The 15,226-nt window shown below is 69.5% G+C and carries 14 protein-coding genes; 3 read left to right on the top strand and 11 right to left on the bottom strand.

The window, feature by feature from the left end:
- Positions 1 to 23: 23 nt before the first annotated feature.
- The 6 genes from ACFPN1_RS09600 to ACFPN1_RS09575 form a co-directional block, all read right to left on the bottom strand.
- Positions 24 to 1,295, bottom strand: a complete 1,272-nt coding sequence (locus tag ACFPN1_RS09600) for an NAD(P)/FAD-dependent oxidoreductase (RefSeq protein WP_386754672.1) — start codon at positions 1,293 to 1,295, stop codon at positions 24 to 26.
- A gap of 47 nt (positions 1,296 to 1,342) precedes the next feature.
- A complete protein-coding gene (locus ACFPN1_RS09595; protein WP_386754670.1) occupies positions 1,343 to 2,665 on the bottom strand; it encodes an MFS transporter in 1,323 nt (440 codons plus the stop codon).
- Between the two features lie 11 nt (positions 2,666 to 2,676).
- Positions 2,677 to 3,618, bottom strand: coding sequence for a transaldolase (gene tal / locus ACFPN1_RS09590; RefSeq protein ID WP_386754669.1), 942 nt, complete (start codon positions 3,616 to 3,618; stop codon positions 2,677 to 2,679).
- Positions 3,619 to 3,721: 103 nt separating this feature from the next.
- The gene (locus ACFPN1_RS09585; RefSeq protein WP_386754668.1) at positions 3,722 to 5,908 is read right to left on the bottom strand and encodes a primosomal protein N'; all 2,187 of its coding nucleotides are present in this window, start codon (positions 5,906 to 5,908) and stop codon (positions 3,722 to 3,724) included.
- Positions 5,909 to 6,426: 518 nt separating this feature from the next.
- Positions 6,427 to 6,771 carry a DUF4286 family protein gene (locus ACFPN1_RS09580; RefSeq protein WP_386754666.1) on the bottom strand — a complete coding sequence of 115 codons (345 nt, stop codon included), beginning with the start codon at positions 6,769 to 6,771 and terminating at the stop codon, positions 6,427 to 6,429.
- Positions 6,768 to 7,991, bottom strand: coding sequence for a DUF3667 domain-containing protein (locus tag ACFPN1_RS09575; protein WP_386754665.1), 1,224 nt, complete (start codon positions 7,989 to 7,991; stop codon positions 6,768 to 6,770). The genes ACFPN1_RS09580 and ACFPN1_RS09575 overlap by 4 nt, the downstream gene beginning before the upstream one ends.
- Before the next feature lie 194 nt (positions 7,992 to 8,185).
- Here ACFPN1_RS09575 and ACFPN1_RS09570 point away from each other — a divergent pair, with 194 nt between their 5' ends.
- The gene (locus tag ACFPN1_RS09570; protein WP_386754664.1) at positions 8,186 to 9,541 is read left to right on the top strand and encodes an MATE family efflux transporter; all 1,356 of its coding nucleotides are present in this window, start codon (positions 8,186 to 8,188) and stop codon (positions 9,539 to 9,541) included.
- Between the two features lie 213 nt (positions 9,542 to 9,754).
- Complete coding sequence (sppA, locus tag ACFPN1_RS09565) at positions 9,755 to 11,662, top strand: signal peptide peptidase SppA (protein WP_386754662.1); 1,908 nt, start codon at positions 9,755 to 9,757, stop codon at positions 11,660 to 11,662.
- A gap of 67 nt (positions 11,663 to 11,729) precedes the next feature.
- On the opposite strand, the gene ACFPN1_RS09560 is transcribed toward sppA, so the two are convergent.
- On the bottom strand, positions 11,730 to 11,948 hold the full coding sequence (locus ACFPN1_RS09560) for a hypothetical protein (RefSeq protein ID WP_386754661.1): 219 nt from the start codon (positions 11,946 to 11,948) through the stop codon (positions 11,730 to 11,732).
- 70 nt (positions 11,949 to 12,018) lie between these two features.
- Between ACFPN1_RS09560 and ACFPN1_RS09555 the strand changes: the two genes are divergently transcribed.
- On the top strand, positions 12,019 to 12,795 hold the full coding sequence (locus ACFPN1_RS09555; RefSeq protein WP_386754660.1) for an SDR family oxidoreductase: 777 nt from the start codon (positions 12,019 to 12,021) through the stop codon (positions 12,793 to 12,795).
- Positions 12,796 to 12,970: 175 nt separating this feature from the next.
- Here the strand turns inward: ACFPN1_RS09555 and ACFPN1_RS09550 are convergent, their stop codons facing one another.
- The 4 genes from ACFPN1_RS09550 to ACFPN1_RS09535 form a co-directional block, all read right to left on the bottom strand.
- Entirely contained in the window at positions 12,971 to 13,522 is a 552-nt protein-coding gene (locus tag ACFPN1_RS09550; protein WP_386754658.1) for an NADPH-dependent FMN reductase, read from the bottom strand.
- 45 nt (positions 13,523 to 13,567) lie between these two features.
- Complete coding sequence (locus ACFPN1_RS09545; protein ID WP_386754657.1) at positions 13,568 to 13,978, bottom strand: OsmC family protein; 411 nt, start codon at positions 13,976 to 13,978, stop codon at positions 13,568 to 13,570.
- A gap of 20 nt (positions 13,979 to 13,998) precedes the next feature.
- On the bottom strand, positions 13,999 to 14,400 hold the full coding sequence (locus tag ACFPN1_RS09540; RefSeq protein ID WP_386754656.1) for an OsmC family protein: 402 nt from the start codon (positions 14,398 to 14,400) through the stop codon (positions 13,999 to 14,001).
- A 133-nt stretch (positions 14,401 to 14,533) separates the two neighbouring features.
- A complete protein-coding gene (locus ACFPN1_RS09535) occupies positions 14,534 to 15,175 on the bottom strand; it encodes a hydrolase (RefSeq protein ID WP_386754655.1) in 642 nt (213 codons plus the stop codon).
- Positions 15,176 to 15,226 lie beyond the last annotated feature (51 nt).

The raw sequence follows: 15,226 nt of genomic DNA, 5'->3' as shown, positions 1-15,226 counted from the left end.
GCGCACAAATCGCGTCCGGCCGCCTACGGCAGGGGTGGTCTTTGCTCCCCCAGAATGATCCGCGCATGCCGCTGATAACTCCAATACGCCCAGGCCCAGTCGATCAGGACGATCAGGCGGTTGCGGAAGCCGATCAGGAAGAAGATGTGGATGAAGAGCCAGAACCACCATGCGGGCAGGCCGGAGAGCTTGAGCCGGCCGAGGTGCACGACGGCGGCCATGCGTCCGATCGTGGCGAGGTTGCCGAAGTCGCGATAGCGGAACGTCGGCGCGGGTTCGTTGCGCAGGCGCGCGCGGATGACGCGCGCGACGTGCGCGCCCATCTGCTTGGCCGCGGGCGCGACCCCGGGCACCGGCTTGCCATCCTGTTGCACGCTGGCGAGGTCGCCGGCGACGAACAGTTCGGCGCGGCCGGGCACGCTGAGATCCGGTTGCACGAGCACGCGGCCGGCGCGGTCGCGCGGTGCGTCGAGCAGCGCGCCCAGTGGCGAGGCCGCCACGCCGGCGGCCCATAGCACGGTGTGCGAGCGCACGCGCGCGTCGCCGAGCGTGTAGCCATCGGCATCGATGTCGGCCACCGGCGTTCCGGTCAACACCTCGACGCCGAGTCGTTCCAGTTGCGCGCGTGCGCGTGCAGACAGCGATTCCGGGAACGAAGCGAGCACGCGTGGCCCGGCTTCGATCAATCGCACCTTCGCTTCGGCCGGATCGATGCGGCGGAATTCGTTGCGCAGCGTATGGCGTGCGATTTCGGCCAGCGTGCCGGCCAGTTCGACGCCCGTGGGACCGCCGCCGACGATGGCGAAGTCCAGCCACGCCGCGCGTTCTTCCGCACTGGCCGCGGCCTCGGCGCGCTCGAACGCGAGCAGCAGGCGTCGGCGGATCGCCAGCGCATCGTCGAGCGTCTTCAGGCCGGGCGCGTGCGGTGCCCAGGCGTCGTGGCCGAAATACGCGTGCGTCGCGCCGCTGGCCAGCAACAGGAAGTCATAGCGCAGGCTGTCGCCGTCCGTCAGCGTCACCGTGCGCGCGGCCGCGTCGATGTCGATGACCTCGCCCAGCCGCACTTCCACGTTGCGCTGTCCGCGCAGGATGTGCCGCAGCGGCGCGGCGATGTCCGGCGCCGACAGGCCGGCGGTCGCCACCTGGTAGAGCAGCGGCTGGAACAGGTGATGGTTGCGGCGATCGACCAGGGTGATGCGGACGCCGTCGCGGGCCAGCGCGCGCGTGGCCCACAGGCCGGCGAAACCACCGCCGACGATCACGACGTGGGGAATGCCTGAGGGCGGAGTCGTCATGCCGCTATTGTCCCCGTCCCGCGTATCGCGCGCGAGTGCCGCGGGGGTCACGCGGCATCGCGGTCGATGCGCGAGGTGCGCTGCGTCTCGGGCATGCGCAGGTACACCAGCAGCGACACGCCGATGCAGGCAGTGACGTACCAGTAGAAGCCGCTTTCGATGCCGGCGCGCTTGAACCAGAGCGCGACGTATTCCGCGGTGCCGCCGAACACAGCGACGGTCACCGCATACGGCAGGCCCACGCCGAGCGCGCGGACTTCGACCGGAAAGAGTTCGGCCTTCACCACCGCGTTGATCGCCGTGTAGCAGCTGACGATCGACAGCGCGGCGAGGATCAGCCAGAACGCCTGCGCCGCGGTCTGGACGTGTTGCAGCGTGGTCATGATCGGCACGGTCAGCAGCAGGCCGGCGATACCGAATGCGACCAGCACGGGGCGCCGCCCGATCCGGTCGGACACGGCGCCGACCGCCGGCTGCATCAGCATGTACACAGACAACGTCGACGCGTTGAGCAGCGCCGCGGCGCGACTGTCGAGCCCGGCGCTGTTGACCAGGAACTTCTGCATGTACGTGGTGTAGGTGTAGAACGCCAGCGTGCCGCCCATGGTGAGTCCCGCCACGGTGAGCAGTTCGCGCGGATGGCGCAGCAACACGCGCAACGTGCCCTGCTGCGTCTGCGCGGTGGCCGGATCGCGTTCGCTGCGGTCGAAGGCCGTGGTCTCGCGCATGTTCCGCCGCAGCCACAACGCGGTGACCGCGGCGAGCGCGCCGATGGCGAAGGGAATGCGCCAACCCCACGCGCGCAGCTGTTCCTCGCTGAGGAACATCTGCTGCAGCACGATCAATACCGCCAGCGCCAGCAGCTGGCCCATCACCAGGGTCACGTACTGGAAGCTCGACCAGAAGCCACGATGGCGTTGCCCGGCCATCTCGCTGAGATAGGTGGCGGAGGTGCCGTACTCGCCGCCTACGCTCAGGCCCTGCAGCAGGCGCGCGAACACCAGCAGCACCGGCGCGGCGACGCCGATCGCGGCGTGGCCGGGAGTGAAGGTGATGATCAGCGAGCCGGTGCACATCAACAGCACCGACAGCATCAGCGCGCGGCGGCGGCCGTGGCGGTCGGCGTAGCGTCCCAGCAGCCAGCCGCCCAGCGGCCGCATCAGGAAGCCCACCGCGAACACGGCGGAGGTGTTGAGCAGTTGCGAGGTCCGGTCGCCCGCGGGGAAGAAGCTGTGGGCGAAGTACAGCGAGAACGCGGCGTATACGTACCAGTCGTACCACTCGACCAGATTGCCGACCGAACCCGAGAAGATGCTGCGCAGGCGCTGCGCCGAAGTGAGCGGGTCGCTGGAGGTCGTGGCGGTTTGCATCGGCTGCCCGTTCACATCCGTGCGGCCAGCAGCCGTTCCAGCTTCACCTGGTCGGCCGCAAAGCGGCGGATGCCGTCGGCGAGCTTCTCCGTCGCCATCGCGTCGTCGTTGTGTTGCCAGCGGAACGCGGTTTCGTCGAGCACCGCGGGCGGGACTCGACGCGCGCCATCGTCGGCCAGTGCGCGCGCGACCGGCGCATTGGCGGCATCCAGCTGCGCGAGCAGCTCCGGCGCGATGGTCAGACGGTCGCAGCCGGCCAGCGCCAGCACCTGGCCGGTGTTGCGGAAGCTGGCGCCCATCACCACGGTGGCGTGCTGCTTGTAGTGGTTCCAGATCCGGGTGACCGAACGCACGCCGGGATCCTCGTGCGGCGACGCGGGCGCGGCGCCGCCTTGCGCGAGGTGCCAGTCGAGGATGCGACCGACGAAGGGCGAGATCAGGAACACGCCCGCCTCGGCGCACGCGACGGCCTGCGCGAAGGAAAACAGCAGCGTGAGGTTGCAGCGGATGCCTTCGCGCTCGAGGCGTTCCGCCGCGCGGATGCCTTCCCAGGTCGCGGCGATCTTGATCAGCACGCGCTCGCGACCGATGTCCGCCGCTTCGTACAGGGCGACCAGCTTGCGCGCCTGGGCGAGCGTCGCTTCGGTATCGAAGCTGTGCCGCGCATCGCATTCGGTGGAGACGCGACCGGGGATCAGCTTGAGGATTTCCGTGCCGATGGCGACGGCCACGCGATCGCCGGCATCGGCGATGCGTGCGTCCGCATCGGGACCCTGCGCGTTTGCGATGGCCGCATCGATCAGCGGCGCATAGGCGGGAAGCGCGGCGGCCTTGAGCATCAGCGAGGGATTGGTGGTGGCATCGAGCGGACGGAAGCGCGCGATCGCCTCGATGTCGCCGGTGTCGGCGACGACGGCGGACACGGCACGCAGTTGTTCGAGTTGGCTGGGCATGCGCCGATTCTGCGGGAAGGAGTGTCCAGCGCGAAGCCTGCGCCGAAGAACGACTTCGCGCAGGTGAGCTGCAAAGCGAAGGGCGCAGTACTCCTCGCTGCTGCTAGTACAGATCCACCGGATCCACATCCAGCGACCAGCGCACCCGTCGCGCTTCCGGCAGTGCGTGGATCGCCGGCAGGGCCGCGTCCAGCGCGGCGTGCAGGGTGCGGCGTTCCGGCGCCGACAGCAGCAGCTGCGCGCGCTGGTAACCCGCGCGCCGCGGCATCGGCGCCGGCAGCGGGCCATGCAATTCGAGCGCGTCGCCGGCGTCGCGCAGTGCGGCCCGCGCGGCCTGCAGGAACGCGTGCGTCGCCTCGAGTTGCTTCGCTTCCGCGCGCAGCAACGCGAGGTGCGCGAACGGCGGAAAGCCCGCGGCTTCGCGCTGCGCGAGTTCGGCCTCGGCGAAGGCGCGGTAGCCGCCGCCCAGCAGCGTCGCCAGCAGCGCGTGCTGCGGGTGGTGGGTCTGCAGCAGCACGTCGCCGGGTTGCGCGGCGCGACCGGCGCGACCGGCGACCTGGATCAGCAGTTGCGCGAGTTTTTCCGGCGCGCGGAAGTCGGCACTGAACAGGCCTTCGTCGACGCCGACGACGGCGACCAGGGTGAGGTTGGGCAGGTCGTGGCCTTTGGCCAGCATCTGCGTGCCGACCAGGATGCCGGGCGCCGAGCCGAAATCGTGCAGCAGCTTCTCCAGCGCATCGCGCCGCTGCGTGGTGCCGCGATCGATGCGCAGCACCGGCACGTCGGGAAACCGCTTCGTCAGCGCCTCCTCGATGCGCTCGGTGCCCGCGCCCTGCGCCTGCAGGGCGAGGCCGCCGCAATCCGGGCATGCGTCCGGCGCCGGCCGCCGCGCGCCGCAGTGGTGGCACTGCAGGCGACGGCCACCGGCGTGCACGGTCATCGGTGCGTCGCAGCGCGTGCATTGCGCGCTCCAGCCGCAGTCGTGGCACAGCAGTACCGGTGCGTAGCCGCGCCGGTTCTTGAACACGAGGGCCTGCGCGCCGTCGTGCAGCGTCGCGGCGATCGCCTCGAACAGTTCCGGCGACATGCCGGCATCGAGCGGACGCTTGCGCACGTCGACCACGCGCACGCGCGGCGGCCGCGCCCTGCCCGCGCGCGCCTGCAGGCGCAGATGCGCGTAGCGCCCCGCTTTTGCATTGCGAAGGGACTCCAGCGACGGCGTGGCGCTGCCGAGCACGATGGGAATGCCGAGCGCCTTCGCGCGCACCAGGGCGAAGTCGCGCGCGTGGTAGCGGATGCCGTCGAGCTGCTTGAAGCTGCCGTCGTGCTCCTCGTCGATGACGATGAGGCCGGCGCGCGGCAGGGGCAGGAACACCGCCGAGCGCGTGCCGACGATCACGCGCGCCTCGCCGCGCAGGCACGCCGCCCAGGTGCGCGCGCGTTCGCCATCGCCCAGGCCCGAATGCAATGCGTGCACGGGCACGCCGAGGCGCTCGCGGAAGCGGCGCAGCGTCTGCGGCGTCAGCCCGATCTCGGGCACCAGCACCAGCGCCTGGCGCCCGCGGGCGAGGCAGTCGGCGATCGCGTGCAGGTAGACCTCGGTCTTGCCGCTGCCGGTGATGCCGTCGAGCAGGACCGGCGCGAAGCCGTCGCGTGCGGCCAGCAGCGCGTCCACGGCGGCCTGCTGCTCGCTGTTGAGTGCCGGCCCCGCCGACGGCGAAGCGGGAGTCCGGGTATCCGGAAGCGGCTCGCGCTCGACCAGACCGCGACCGGTCAGCGCGCGGGCCGCCGCGCGCCAGTCGTCCAGCTGCTCCGCGAGGGCGTCCTCGGAACGCTCCGACGCGGCGAGCAGCTCGGCCAGGCGCCGCGGCTTGCCGCGCAGGCGGGGCAGCGCGGTCAGGCCCGCTTCGGTCAGCCGCCAGCCCCAGGCGCGGGTGTCGGCGAGCGCCTCGCCCTGGCGCAGCGGCGCGGGCAGGGCCGTGGCGAAGACTTCGCCCAGGGGCGCGTGGGTATAGCGCGCCAGCCAGCGCAGTGACTCCAGCAGTTCGCCCTGGAACAGCGGCGCGGCGTCGAGCCGTTCGCCGCTGCGCAATTCGGGCGCCTGCGGATCCGGCGCGCCGGTCCCGGTGATCACGCCCACCAGTTCGCGCGGGCCAAACGGCACCCGCACGCGGCAGCCGACGTCGCCGGCTATCGCCGCGCCCGTGGCCGGCCGGTAGTCGAACAGACGCGGCACCGGGACGGGCAGGGCCACGTGCCAGATCGCGGGGGCGGGTGTGGGGGCGGACATGGGTCAGGCCATCTTCGGCGAAGCCGGGCCGCCACGCGTGGAGGCGCGGAAAATCCCGTTCAGTCCGGCACCCGCGCAAGTCGCGTTATCCCATTCAGCCCGGTCGGTCGCCGGGTGCGGGAAGCGGGGATGAAAGTTGCGCGTCATTCTTTCCTCAAACATGACGTACGTCACGCAACTATCGGAAGCAAAAGGAGATTCGGGTTTATCCACACGAGTTGTGGATAAGTCTGTGGAATCACGGCGCCGACACGCGCGCAATGCCGTAAACACAAGCCCCCCGCACAGGTTGGTGAAAAAAGTGCCAACGTCGCTATATCTTTCAAAATCAGATAGTTGCGCGTGAAACACCGCCACCGTCCGGCTCCGCATCCATGGCCCCTTCACCCGGATGACGAAGTTGTTACTGCTGTGCACAACTGCTCCGCACGCAGGCCGCGCCACGTCTGGAGGAGCGCCAGATCGCGCGGTGTCAAGCCGGGAATTCCCCGGTTCAGAACCCGGCACGCCGCCGGCGCTCAGCCGGCACCGGCCGGGTCGTCCGGCAGCGTGGCCAGGACCCGCCGCGACGCCGCGAAGCGATCGCCGAAGCGGGCGATGCCTTCGGCCCGCAGGCGGGGGGCGTGCTCGGCCAGGTAGATCCCCAGCGCCTGTGGACCGGTCAGCCGGTACTGGACGCTCAGGGAGGCGCGGCCGGGCGCAGGCGGCGGATCGGTGACTTCCAGGATCCGGGCATCGAGGAAGCCGGGCAGGGCGCAGATCTCGGCGACGTGGCCGGCGAGCCAGCGCAGGTACTCGCCGCGGATGGCCGCGTCCAGGTCGAGGTTGACCTCGTACACCACGCCGCCGGGCACGCCGCTCACGCCACGATCCCCGCCAGCACTGCGAACATCACCACGAACAGCACCAGGAACATGTAGATCGAGCCGATCACGAAGTAGCGCACGGCGGTCAGCGCCCAGTGGTCGCCGTACACCCGGTGCTGCATCACGAACAGGTAGATCGGGATCCAGATCCAGATCGCCGCGTCCACCAGCGAGGTCACCACGGGCACCCAGCCCTGGTCGCCGGCGGCATCGTCGAACGCGTTCATCACGAACATCAGCAGGATCGCCAGCAACAGCCAGGCGTGGCTGTAGAGCGCGACGACCAGGTGTTCCAGGTAGCGCCGGCCCGAGCCCAGGTACAACACCTTGAGCAGCAGGGCGAACACCGGCATCAGCAGGAACAGTGCCGTCGGCACCGCACCCAGCGCGGCCTGGACGAAGTGGTTGGCGTCGTCCATGTGCTCCAGGTTCTGCTTGGCGCGGCCGATCTTGCGGTTGACCCAGCGATCGACGAAGCCGGGCATCAGCGGCACGTCGACGGGATTGGTCTTCTCGTCCCAGTCGCGATCGTTGAAGCGCCATGGGTCTTCTTCGGCCGGTTTCGACGCCGTCTTGCCGGAGGCCGGGTCGGCCTTGTCGGCCGCAGCGGGCGTCGTCGTCGCCGTCGCTGGCGTCGAAGCCGGGGTGCCGGCAACAGGCTGGCCGCCGCGCTTTTCCGCTGCCTGCTCGATCTCGACGATGCGCGAAGCAGCTTCGCCCTGGATCTTGGCCCGCGTGGCGATCAGCGCCGCGTTCACGCCGGGGACCTTGCGGGCTTTGTCCTCTTCGATTTCGAGTTTCTTGAGCAGGCGCGCCTCGACCGCCTTCACCTCCTCGACGGTCTGCGCGCGGCCGATTTCCGCCGCGCCTTCGCCGCCGAACTGGACCGCGGGTTCGTCGACGTGCACCACCAGCTTGCCGACGAAGAACGTCAGCAGGCTCACGATCACGAAGATCCGCAACGGCGCGATGTAGCGCACGCGCTGGCCCGCCAGATAGTTGCGGGCGACGCGACCGGGCACCATCAGGTCGCGCAGGGTGCGGAACACGCGGCCGTCGAGATGCCAGAACGACTCGAACACTTCTTCCAGCGCGTGGCCGAAATGCCGCGTGGGGCTGTGCACGGACTGGCCGCACTCATGGCAGTAGTGGCCCTGCAGCAGGGTGCCGCAGTTTTCACAGTTTGCCGGCGCGTGTTGCGCGTCCGAATCCGTCATGCCCGCTCCCCGCCGCATCGTCTGCCGTCGTCGACAGGCGGCTAAGATAGCGACCCGGCCCGCGGCTTCCAATCCGGCCGCGACTTCCCATCGATCGCGGCACTGCGCACGCCGCCCGTGCGGCCGGCGCACAACGATCCGCTGCATCCCAATGCCAGGCGGTGCCGCATCGCCCGCATCTGCCACTATCCCCCATGGTCATCGAATCCGTCCTGCCCACGCGTCCGCGTTTCGCCCACGAAGTGCGCAACACCGCCGTGCTCGCCGCGCCGCTGGTCGCGGGGCATGTGTCGACCGGCCTGATCGGTTTCGTCGACAGCGTGATCGCCGGCCACCACCACACCACCACGCTGGCATCGGTCGCCGTGGGCACCGCGCTGTTCTGGCTGCCGATGATGATTCCGATGGGCACGCTGATGTCGTTGCCGCCGGCGGTCTCGCAGCTGGACGGCGCCGGGCGGCGCCACGAGATCGGCGCGCTGTTCCGCCAGGGGCTGTGGCTGGCGGCGATGCTCGGCGTGCTGCTGTTCGGCTTCCTCAGCGCCGCGGTGCTCGCGCTCGAACCGATGGGCATCGCCGCGGAGATCCGTCCCGGCGCGATCGCCTTCCTGCACGGCATCCGCTGGGGCGTGCCGGGTCTCACGCTGTACCTGACCATGCGCTACCTCAGCGACGGCCTGCACTGGACGTTGCCGACGATGCTGCTCGGCTTCGGCGGCCTGCTGGTGCTGGTGCCGCTCGGCTACGTGCTGACTTACGGCGTGGGCGGCCTGCCCGAGCTCGGCGCCGGCGGCCTGGGCATCGCCTCGGCGATCATGATGTGGGCGCAGGCGCTCGCCTTCGCGCTGTACCTCGCACGCGCGAAGCGCTTCGCCGACCTGCGCCTGTTCGGTCGCTTCGACGAGCCCGACGGTCCCGCGCTGCGTGCGTTGCTGCGCACCGGTCTGCCGATCGGCGTGACCGTGACCATGGAAGGCGGCCTGTTCATCGCCACCGCGCTGCTGATCGGCCGTCTCGGCGAGATCCCGGCGGCGGCGCACCAGATCGCGATCAACGTGTCCGCGCTGTGCTTCATGGTGCCGATGGGCGTGGCGGAGGCGACGACCGTGCGCATCGGCCATGCGCTCGGCCGCGACGATGCGCGCGGCCTGCGTCGCGCCGCCCTCGCCGGGTACACGATCGTGCTGGCGACGCAGGCGCTGTCGGCGCTGGTGCTGCTGACCGGCAACGAATTCGTGGTCGGCTTCTACACCGCCGATGCCACGGTCGCGGCGCTCGCGGCGTCGCTGCTGCTGTACGCGGCGGCGTTCCAGTTTCCCGATGGCGTGCAGGTGCTGTCCGCGGGCGCGTTGCGCGGGCTCAAGGACACGCGCGTGCCGATGCTGCTGGCGGCGCTGGCCTACTGGGGCATCGGCATGCCGGTGGGCGCGGGCCTCGGGCTCGGCCTGGGCTGGGGGCCGCGGGGCATGTGGATCGGGCTGATCTTCGGCCTGACCATGGCGGCGGTGCTGCTGTGCACGCGCTTCTGGCGGTCGGCGCGCAACGCGTAGGGGGTCCGGCCCCGTGATCCGTCTGTCCGTCGATCCCACCCGCCTGTTTGGGTAAAGCGGTCGCCGCCACGGCGGACGAGGTCGGCGTCGGCGGCCGCCCGACGCGCCCGCAGCTTACGCAGGCACAACGGTCATGAGGTCACGATGACCTGTGGCGGGTGAAACCGCCGCAGCGGGCAGGTACCCTGCCGCAATCGCTCTGGAGTCAAGTACATGAATACCGTTCCCCGTCGCGGCCCCGTCGCCGAATTCTTCGTCGGCCTGTGGACCGTGATGAACTTCACCCGCCGGCTGATCGTCAACTTCATCTTCTTCGGCCTGCTGCTGCTGTTCCTGCTGGTGATGCTCGCCATCGCCGGCTCCGGCGGAACCAAGCCGCTGCTCGACAACACGGCGCTGGTGATCGAACCCACCGGCCCGCTGGTCGAGCAGTTCTCCTCCGATCCCGCCGAGCGCGCGTTCAAGCACGCGATGGGCGATCGCGAGGGCGACGAGATCCAGCTGCGCGACCTGCTGCGCGTGCTCGACGCGGCCAAGGACGACGAGCGCATCGAGCGCGTGGTGCTCAAGCTCGATCGCCTGCAGGCGTCCGGCATGGCCTCGCTGCGCGAAGTCGCCGAGGCGATCGCGAAGGTGAAGGCAAGCGGCAAGGAAGTCGTCGCCTACGGCGAGATGATGGACCAGAAGCAGTACCTGCTCGCCGCGCAGGCCAGCGAGGTGTATCTCGACCCGATGGGCGGAATGCTGCTCGAAGGCCTCGGCCGCTATCGCCAGTACTACCGCCAGGGCCTGCAGGACAAGCTCGGCGTCGACGTGCACCTGTTCAAGGTCGGCGAATACAAGTCGGCGGCCGAACCCTACGTGCTCGATGCCGCTTCGCCGCAGGCGAAGGAAGCCGACCTGTTCTGGATGAACGACGTGTGGCAGCGCTACCTCGGCGACGTCGCGAAGGCGCGCAAGCTCGATGCGGCCAAGGTCGCCGAGGGCATCGACCAGCTGCCCGCCGGCATCGCCGCGGCGCAGGGCGATCTCGCGAAGTACGCGCTGCAGCAGAAACTCGTCGACGGCCTCAAGACCGCCGAGGAAGTCGGCGACATGCTCGCCGAGCGCGGCGCCGCCGACAGCGATGCGGAGGACGGCTACCGCCAGGTGTCTTTCGACGCGTACCTCCGGCACCTCAACGCGAAGATCAATCCGCTCGACGAGCGCCCGCAGGTCGCGGTGGTGGTCGCCGAGGGCGAGATCAGCGGCGGCGAGCAGCCGCCGGGCCGCATCGGCGGCGTGTCCACGGCCGAGCTGCTGCGCAATGCGCGCGAGGACGAGCACGTCAAGGCGCTGGTGCTGCGCGTGAATTCACCCGGTGGTGAAGTTTTCGCCAGCGAGCAGATCCGCCGCGAGATCGCCGGCCTGAAGAAGGCGGGCAAGCCGGTGGTGGTATCGATGGGCGATCTCGCCGCGTCGGGCGGCTACTGGATCTCGATGAACGCCGACCGGATCTATGCGGATCCCTCGACGATCACCGGTTCGATCGGCATCTTCGGCCTGATCCCGACCTTCCCGCGCGCACTCGACAAGATCGGCGTGCACAGCGACGGCGTGGGTACCACGCGCTTCGCCGGCGCGTTCGACATCACCCGCCCGTTGCAGCCCGAAGTCGGCCAGGTCATCCAGACCGTGATCGACAAGGGCTACCGCGATTTCACCGGCCGCGTCGCCAGCGCGCGCAAGCGCAGCGTCGAACAGATCGACGAAGTCGCGCGCGGCCGCGTGTGGAGCGGCGCGCAGGCGAAGGAACGCGGCCTGGTCGACGACTTCGGCGGCCTGCAGGATGCGATCGCCGATGTGGCCAGGCGCGCGCGCCTGGGCAAGCCGGGCAGCTACCAGGTGCGCTACCTGGAGAAGGACGTGCCGCCGTTCGCGCAGTTCTTCTCGCGCTTCGCCGAAAGCCGCATCGGGGCGCGACTGTTCCAGCATTCGGCGCTCGCGCAGGGGCTGGCGCAGACCATGCTGCCCAGGGCGTTGCCGCAGACGGCGCAGGATCTGCGCTTCCTGGAAAGCGCGATCGAGCCCACGCGCGGCGTGCCGGTGAAGGCGCTCGCGTACTGCTTCTGCGGCTTCTAGGCCACCACGCGATCGCTACGAAAACGCCCGGCACTGCCGGGCGTTCTTCGTTGCGGAACAGCGGCGCCTATTGCGTCTGCCGGTCGATCTCCGCCTGTTCCTGTTCGGCCGCCTTGTCCAGCGTGTCCTGCACGCCCTTGGCCTTGTCGAGCGGCGCCTGGATCGCCTGCGTCAGCGCGGCATCGGACTGGGCTGCCCGCGGTTCGACGGGCCGCTCCTTTTCGGGCGGTTGCGGCCGGGAACAGGCGGCGAGCAGCAGCGCACAGCACAGCAACGGTCGAAGCATGGCGGGGTCTCCGGTCGGGCCGCGGGCTATGCTACGCCCCTCGCGCAGGCAGCATCGGGATGGAGAGCACATGGACCCCAAGCGTTGGCGACTGGACGGGCAACTGGCGCTGGTCACCGGCGGCAGTGCCGGCATCGGTCGCGCGATCGCGCGCGAACTGCTCGGCTTCGGCGCCGACGTGCTGCTGGCCGCGCGCGACGCGACCGGGCTGGAATCGGCGCGCACCGAGCTGCTGGAGGATTTTCCCGAGCGCGAGGTCAACACCTTCGTCGCCGACGTCGCCGACGAGGAACAGCGGCGCGAACTGCTCGACTGGGTCGAGGATTTCGGCGAAGGCCTGCACGTGCTGGTGAACAACGCCGGTGGCAACGTCACCAAGGCCGCCACCGACTACACCGAGGACGAGTGGCGGCAGATTTTCGAGATCAACCTGTTCTCCGCGTTCGAGCTCTCGCGTTATGCCTACCCGTTGCTGACGAAACACGCGGCCTCGTGCATCGTCAATGTCGGCAGCGTGTCGGGCGTGACCCACGTGCGCAGCGGCGCGCCCTACGGCATGAGCAAGGCGGCGATGCACCAGATGACCCGCAACCTGGCGGTGGAATGGGCGGAAGACGGCGTGCGCGTGAACTGCGTCGCACCGTGGTACATCCGCACGCGGCGCACCTCCGACAAGCTCGCCGATCCGGACTACCTCGACGAGGTGCTGCTGCGCACGCCGCTGGGCCGCATCGGCGAGCCGGAGGAAGTGGCCGCGGCGGTTGCGTTCCTGTGCCTGCCGGCCTCGGCCTACGTCACCGGGGAATGCATCGCGGTGGATGGCGGGTTTTTGCGCTACGGGTTCTAGGCGAGACCGCCTATCGCGCCGTGGCGTTACGAAGTCCCTGACGCTCGCTTTTGGAGCGGGCCATGCCCGCGACGTTGTTGCGCCCGGTGGAGCATCCGCGGACAGGTTTTCCCGCGCAGGTGTGGCCAGGCCGTGTCGCGATCGCGCCCATGGGGCGCTCCTGCGAGGAAGCTGCTCAGGCGCGGATGAAATGAGCGAAGCCGGCCACGAACTCGGCCAGCAGCTTGCGCGTCGCCGGATCGGTGAGGTCGCCCTCGGCATCCATCAGCGTGTGCGCCCGCGACACCAGCAGACGGCCGCCGGACCAGTAGCGCACGCGCAGCGTGCGCAGCACCGGCAGCCAGGCGTTCTGCGACAGCACCGTGCCGAAGCCGCCGGGCGAGGCGCCGATCACCGCGAAGGGACGATCTCCGAACACGCGCGGAATGTCCTCGGCCGGGCGCGACAGCCAGTCGATCGCGTTCTTGAATACGCCAGGAATGCCGTTGTTGTATTCGGGCGTGCACAGCAGCACGCCATCGCTGGCGGCCACGCGTTCCTTCAGCACGGCCACCGCGGCCGGCAGCCCGTCGCGTTGTTCGACGTCGCCGTCGTACAGCGGAATGCCGTGCAGCGTGGCGGCTTCGAACTGCACGTCGTCGCTGGAGAGCTCCTGTGCGGCGCGCAACAGCGCCGTGTTGAACGAGCGGGCGCGCAGGCTGCCGGAAATGCCGAGGATCCTGACCATGGAGACTCCGTGAGGCAGTGATGTGACGACGTGACGAAGGACGTATCAGCCGGCGAGCGAGCTGTCGATGCGCACTTCACCCACCAGCACGTTGTGGATCGGGCAGGCGTTGGCGATCTGCAGCAGGCGCGCGCGCTGTGCGTCGTCCAGCTCGCCCTGCAGGACGATGCGGCGGGTGATGTCGGTGCCGCTCTTCGGCTTGCCCGCCGGATTGAACTGCAGCTCGACCTCGACCCCGGCGAGCGGCCACTGCTTGCGCGCGGCGTACATCTGCAGCGTGATCACGGTGCAGGCGCCCAGGCTGGACAGCAGCAGGCGCGTGGGATCGGGGCCGCGGTTGGCGCCGCCCGTGTCGGGCGGCTCGTCGCCGAGCCAGGCGTGGTCGAGATCGTCGCTCAGGCTGACCGTGTAGGGGACGGTGCCGCTGCGCGCGTAAACGGTGGAAAGCGTGGTCATGCGGGTTTCCTTCTGCCGGATCAGCGGCCGCGTTCGCTGGTGATCACCGCACCCTCGCGCATCGCCTTCGTCACCGGCGTGTTGGCGACGATCTCGAGCAGGCGGTTCCACTGTTCATCGCTGAGCAGCTGGTCCGAATGCAGGGTGCGGTGCACGTGCGGCTTGCCGTCGTCGTCGAAGCTCAGGGCGAGTTCGGCGCGGAATTCACCCAGGTTCCAGCCCTTGCGCTGCGCGTACATGCGCAGGGTGATCGCGGTGCAGGCCGACAGCGAGGCGAGGTAGTAGTCGAACGGCGCGGGCGTGGCGCCCTGGCCGCCGAGCGCTTTCGGTTCGTCCGTGTCGAGATCGAAGCGACCGGCGTGGATGTGGTGCAGGTAGTTCGCGTCGGTGGACACCACCGTGGCGAGGTTGACCTTCTTCATGTCGGCTCCTGCGGCGCGCTGGCCGCGACGTTACGCCATCGTTCCAGGCAAGGGAATGAAGACGCCGCTGCCTGGAACGGCAAGCGGCATCGAATGCAGCCGGCACGCCGCGCGGCCGGCTGTCGCGGTCGCGCTATTCGCTGCGGTCGTAGGAAAACTGGATACCCGCGGTACCACCGGTTTCGATGAAGAGATTCATGAAGGCGGGCACCGTTTCCCGGCGTTGCCAGTCGCGCTGCAGTTCGCAGAACAGCTGCGGCACGCTGATCATCCGGCCGCCAGCCTGCTCGATGCGGCGCAGCGCCATCTCGTGCGCGGCGACCGAGGTGCCGCCGACGGCGTCGGCGACGACGTAGACCTCGTAGCCTTCCTTCAGCGCATCGAGCGCGGGGAAGGTCAGGCAGGCCTCGGTCCACAGCGCGGTCATGATCAGCTTCTTCCGCCCGGTGGCCTCGACCGCCTTGCGGAACTCGACGTCTTCCCACGAGTTGATCGTGGTGCGGTCGTAGGTCGGGTAATCGCCCAGGACCTTGCGCAGCTGCGGGATCGGCGGCTTGTTGAGGCCGGTCTTGACGTTGACGGTGGAGTGCACGATCGGCAGGCCATAGGCGACCGCAGCCTTCGCGGTGCCGACGATGTTGTCGACCAGCAACTGGCGGTCCATCGAGGCGATCGAATTCACCTGCACGGGCTGGTAGTCGATGATGACGAAGGCGGCGTTCTGCGGCGTGAGCAGGTGGTCGTTGACGGGATCTCGGATCGGTTCGCTTGCCATGGGAGTGCTCCGGTGGTGGTGTGCCGTGCGGCACGGTGGCTGCACCCGCGC

This window comes from Lysobacter yangpyeongensis (genome assembly GCF_042655745.1).
Lineage (GTDB): Bacteria > Pseudomonadota > Gammaproteobacteria > Xanthomonadales > Xanthomonadaceae > Agrilutibacter > Agrilutibacter yangpyeongensis.
Note: the sequence above shows the minus strand (reverse complement) of the source record. Positions and strands in the feature narration are given on the sequence as shown.

What these genes read in the sequence shown, in the direction of transcription:
- ACFPN1_RS09600 (WP_386754672.1), bottom strand. Translation starts at nt 1,295, where the DNA reads ATGACGACTCCGCCCTCAGGCATTCCCCACGTCGTGATCGTCGGCGGT.
- ACFPN1_RS09595 (WP_386754670.1), bottom strand. Translation starts at nt 2,665, where the DNA reads ATGCAAACCGCCACGACCTCCAGCGACCCGCTCACTTCGGCGCAGCGC.
- tal (WP_386754669.1), bottom strand. Translation starts at nt 3,618, where the DNA reads ATGCCCAGCCAACTCGAACAACTGCGTGCCGTGTCCGCCGTCGTCGCC.
- ACFPN1_RS09585 (WP_386754668.1), bottom strand. Translation starts at nt 5,908, where the DNA reads ATGTCCGCCCCCACACCCGCCCCCGCGATCTGGCACGTGGCCCTGCCC.
- ACFPN1_RS09575 (WP_386754665.1), bottom strand. Translation starts at nt 7,991, where the DNA reads ATGACGGATTCGGACGCGCAACACGCGCCGGCAAACTGTGAAAACTGC.
- ACFPN1_RS09570 (WP_386754664.1), top strand. Translation starts at nt 8,186, where the DNA reads ATGGTCATCGAATCCGTCCTGCCCACGCGTCCGCGTTTCGCCCACGAA.
- sppA (WP_386754662.1), top strand. Translation starts at nt 9,755, where the DNA reads ATGAATACCGTTCCCCGTCGCGGCCCCGTCGCCGAATTCTTCGTCGGC.
- ACFPN1_RS09560 (WP_386754661.1), bottom strand. Translation starts at nt 11,948, where the DNA reads ATGCTTCGACCGTTGCTGTGCTGTGCGCTGCTGCTCGCCGCCTGTTCC.
- ACFPN1_RS09555 (WP_386754660.1), top strand. Translation starts at nt 12,019, where the DNA reads ATGGACCCCAAGCGTTGGCGACTGGACGGGCAACTGGCGCTGGTCACC.
- ACFPN1_RS09550 (WP_386754658.1), bottom strand. Translation starts at nt 13,522, where the DNA reads ATGGTCAGGATCCTCGGCATTTCCGGCAGCCTGCGCGCCCGCTCGTTC.
- ACFPN1_RS09545 (WP_386754657.1), bottom strand. Translation starts at nt 13,978, where the DNA reads ATGACCACGCTTTCCACCGTTTACGCGCGCAGCGGCACCGTCCCCTAC.
- ACFPN1_RS09540 (WP_386754656.1), bottom strand. Translation starts at nt 14,400, where the DNA reads ATGAAGAAGGTCAACCTCGCCACGGTGGTGTCCACCGACGCGAACTAC.
- ACFPN1_RS09535 (WP_386754655.1), bottom strand. Translation starts at nt 15,175, where the DNA reads ATGGCAAGCGAACCGATCCGAGATCCCGTCAACGACCACCTGCTCACG.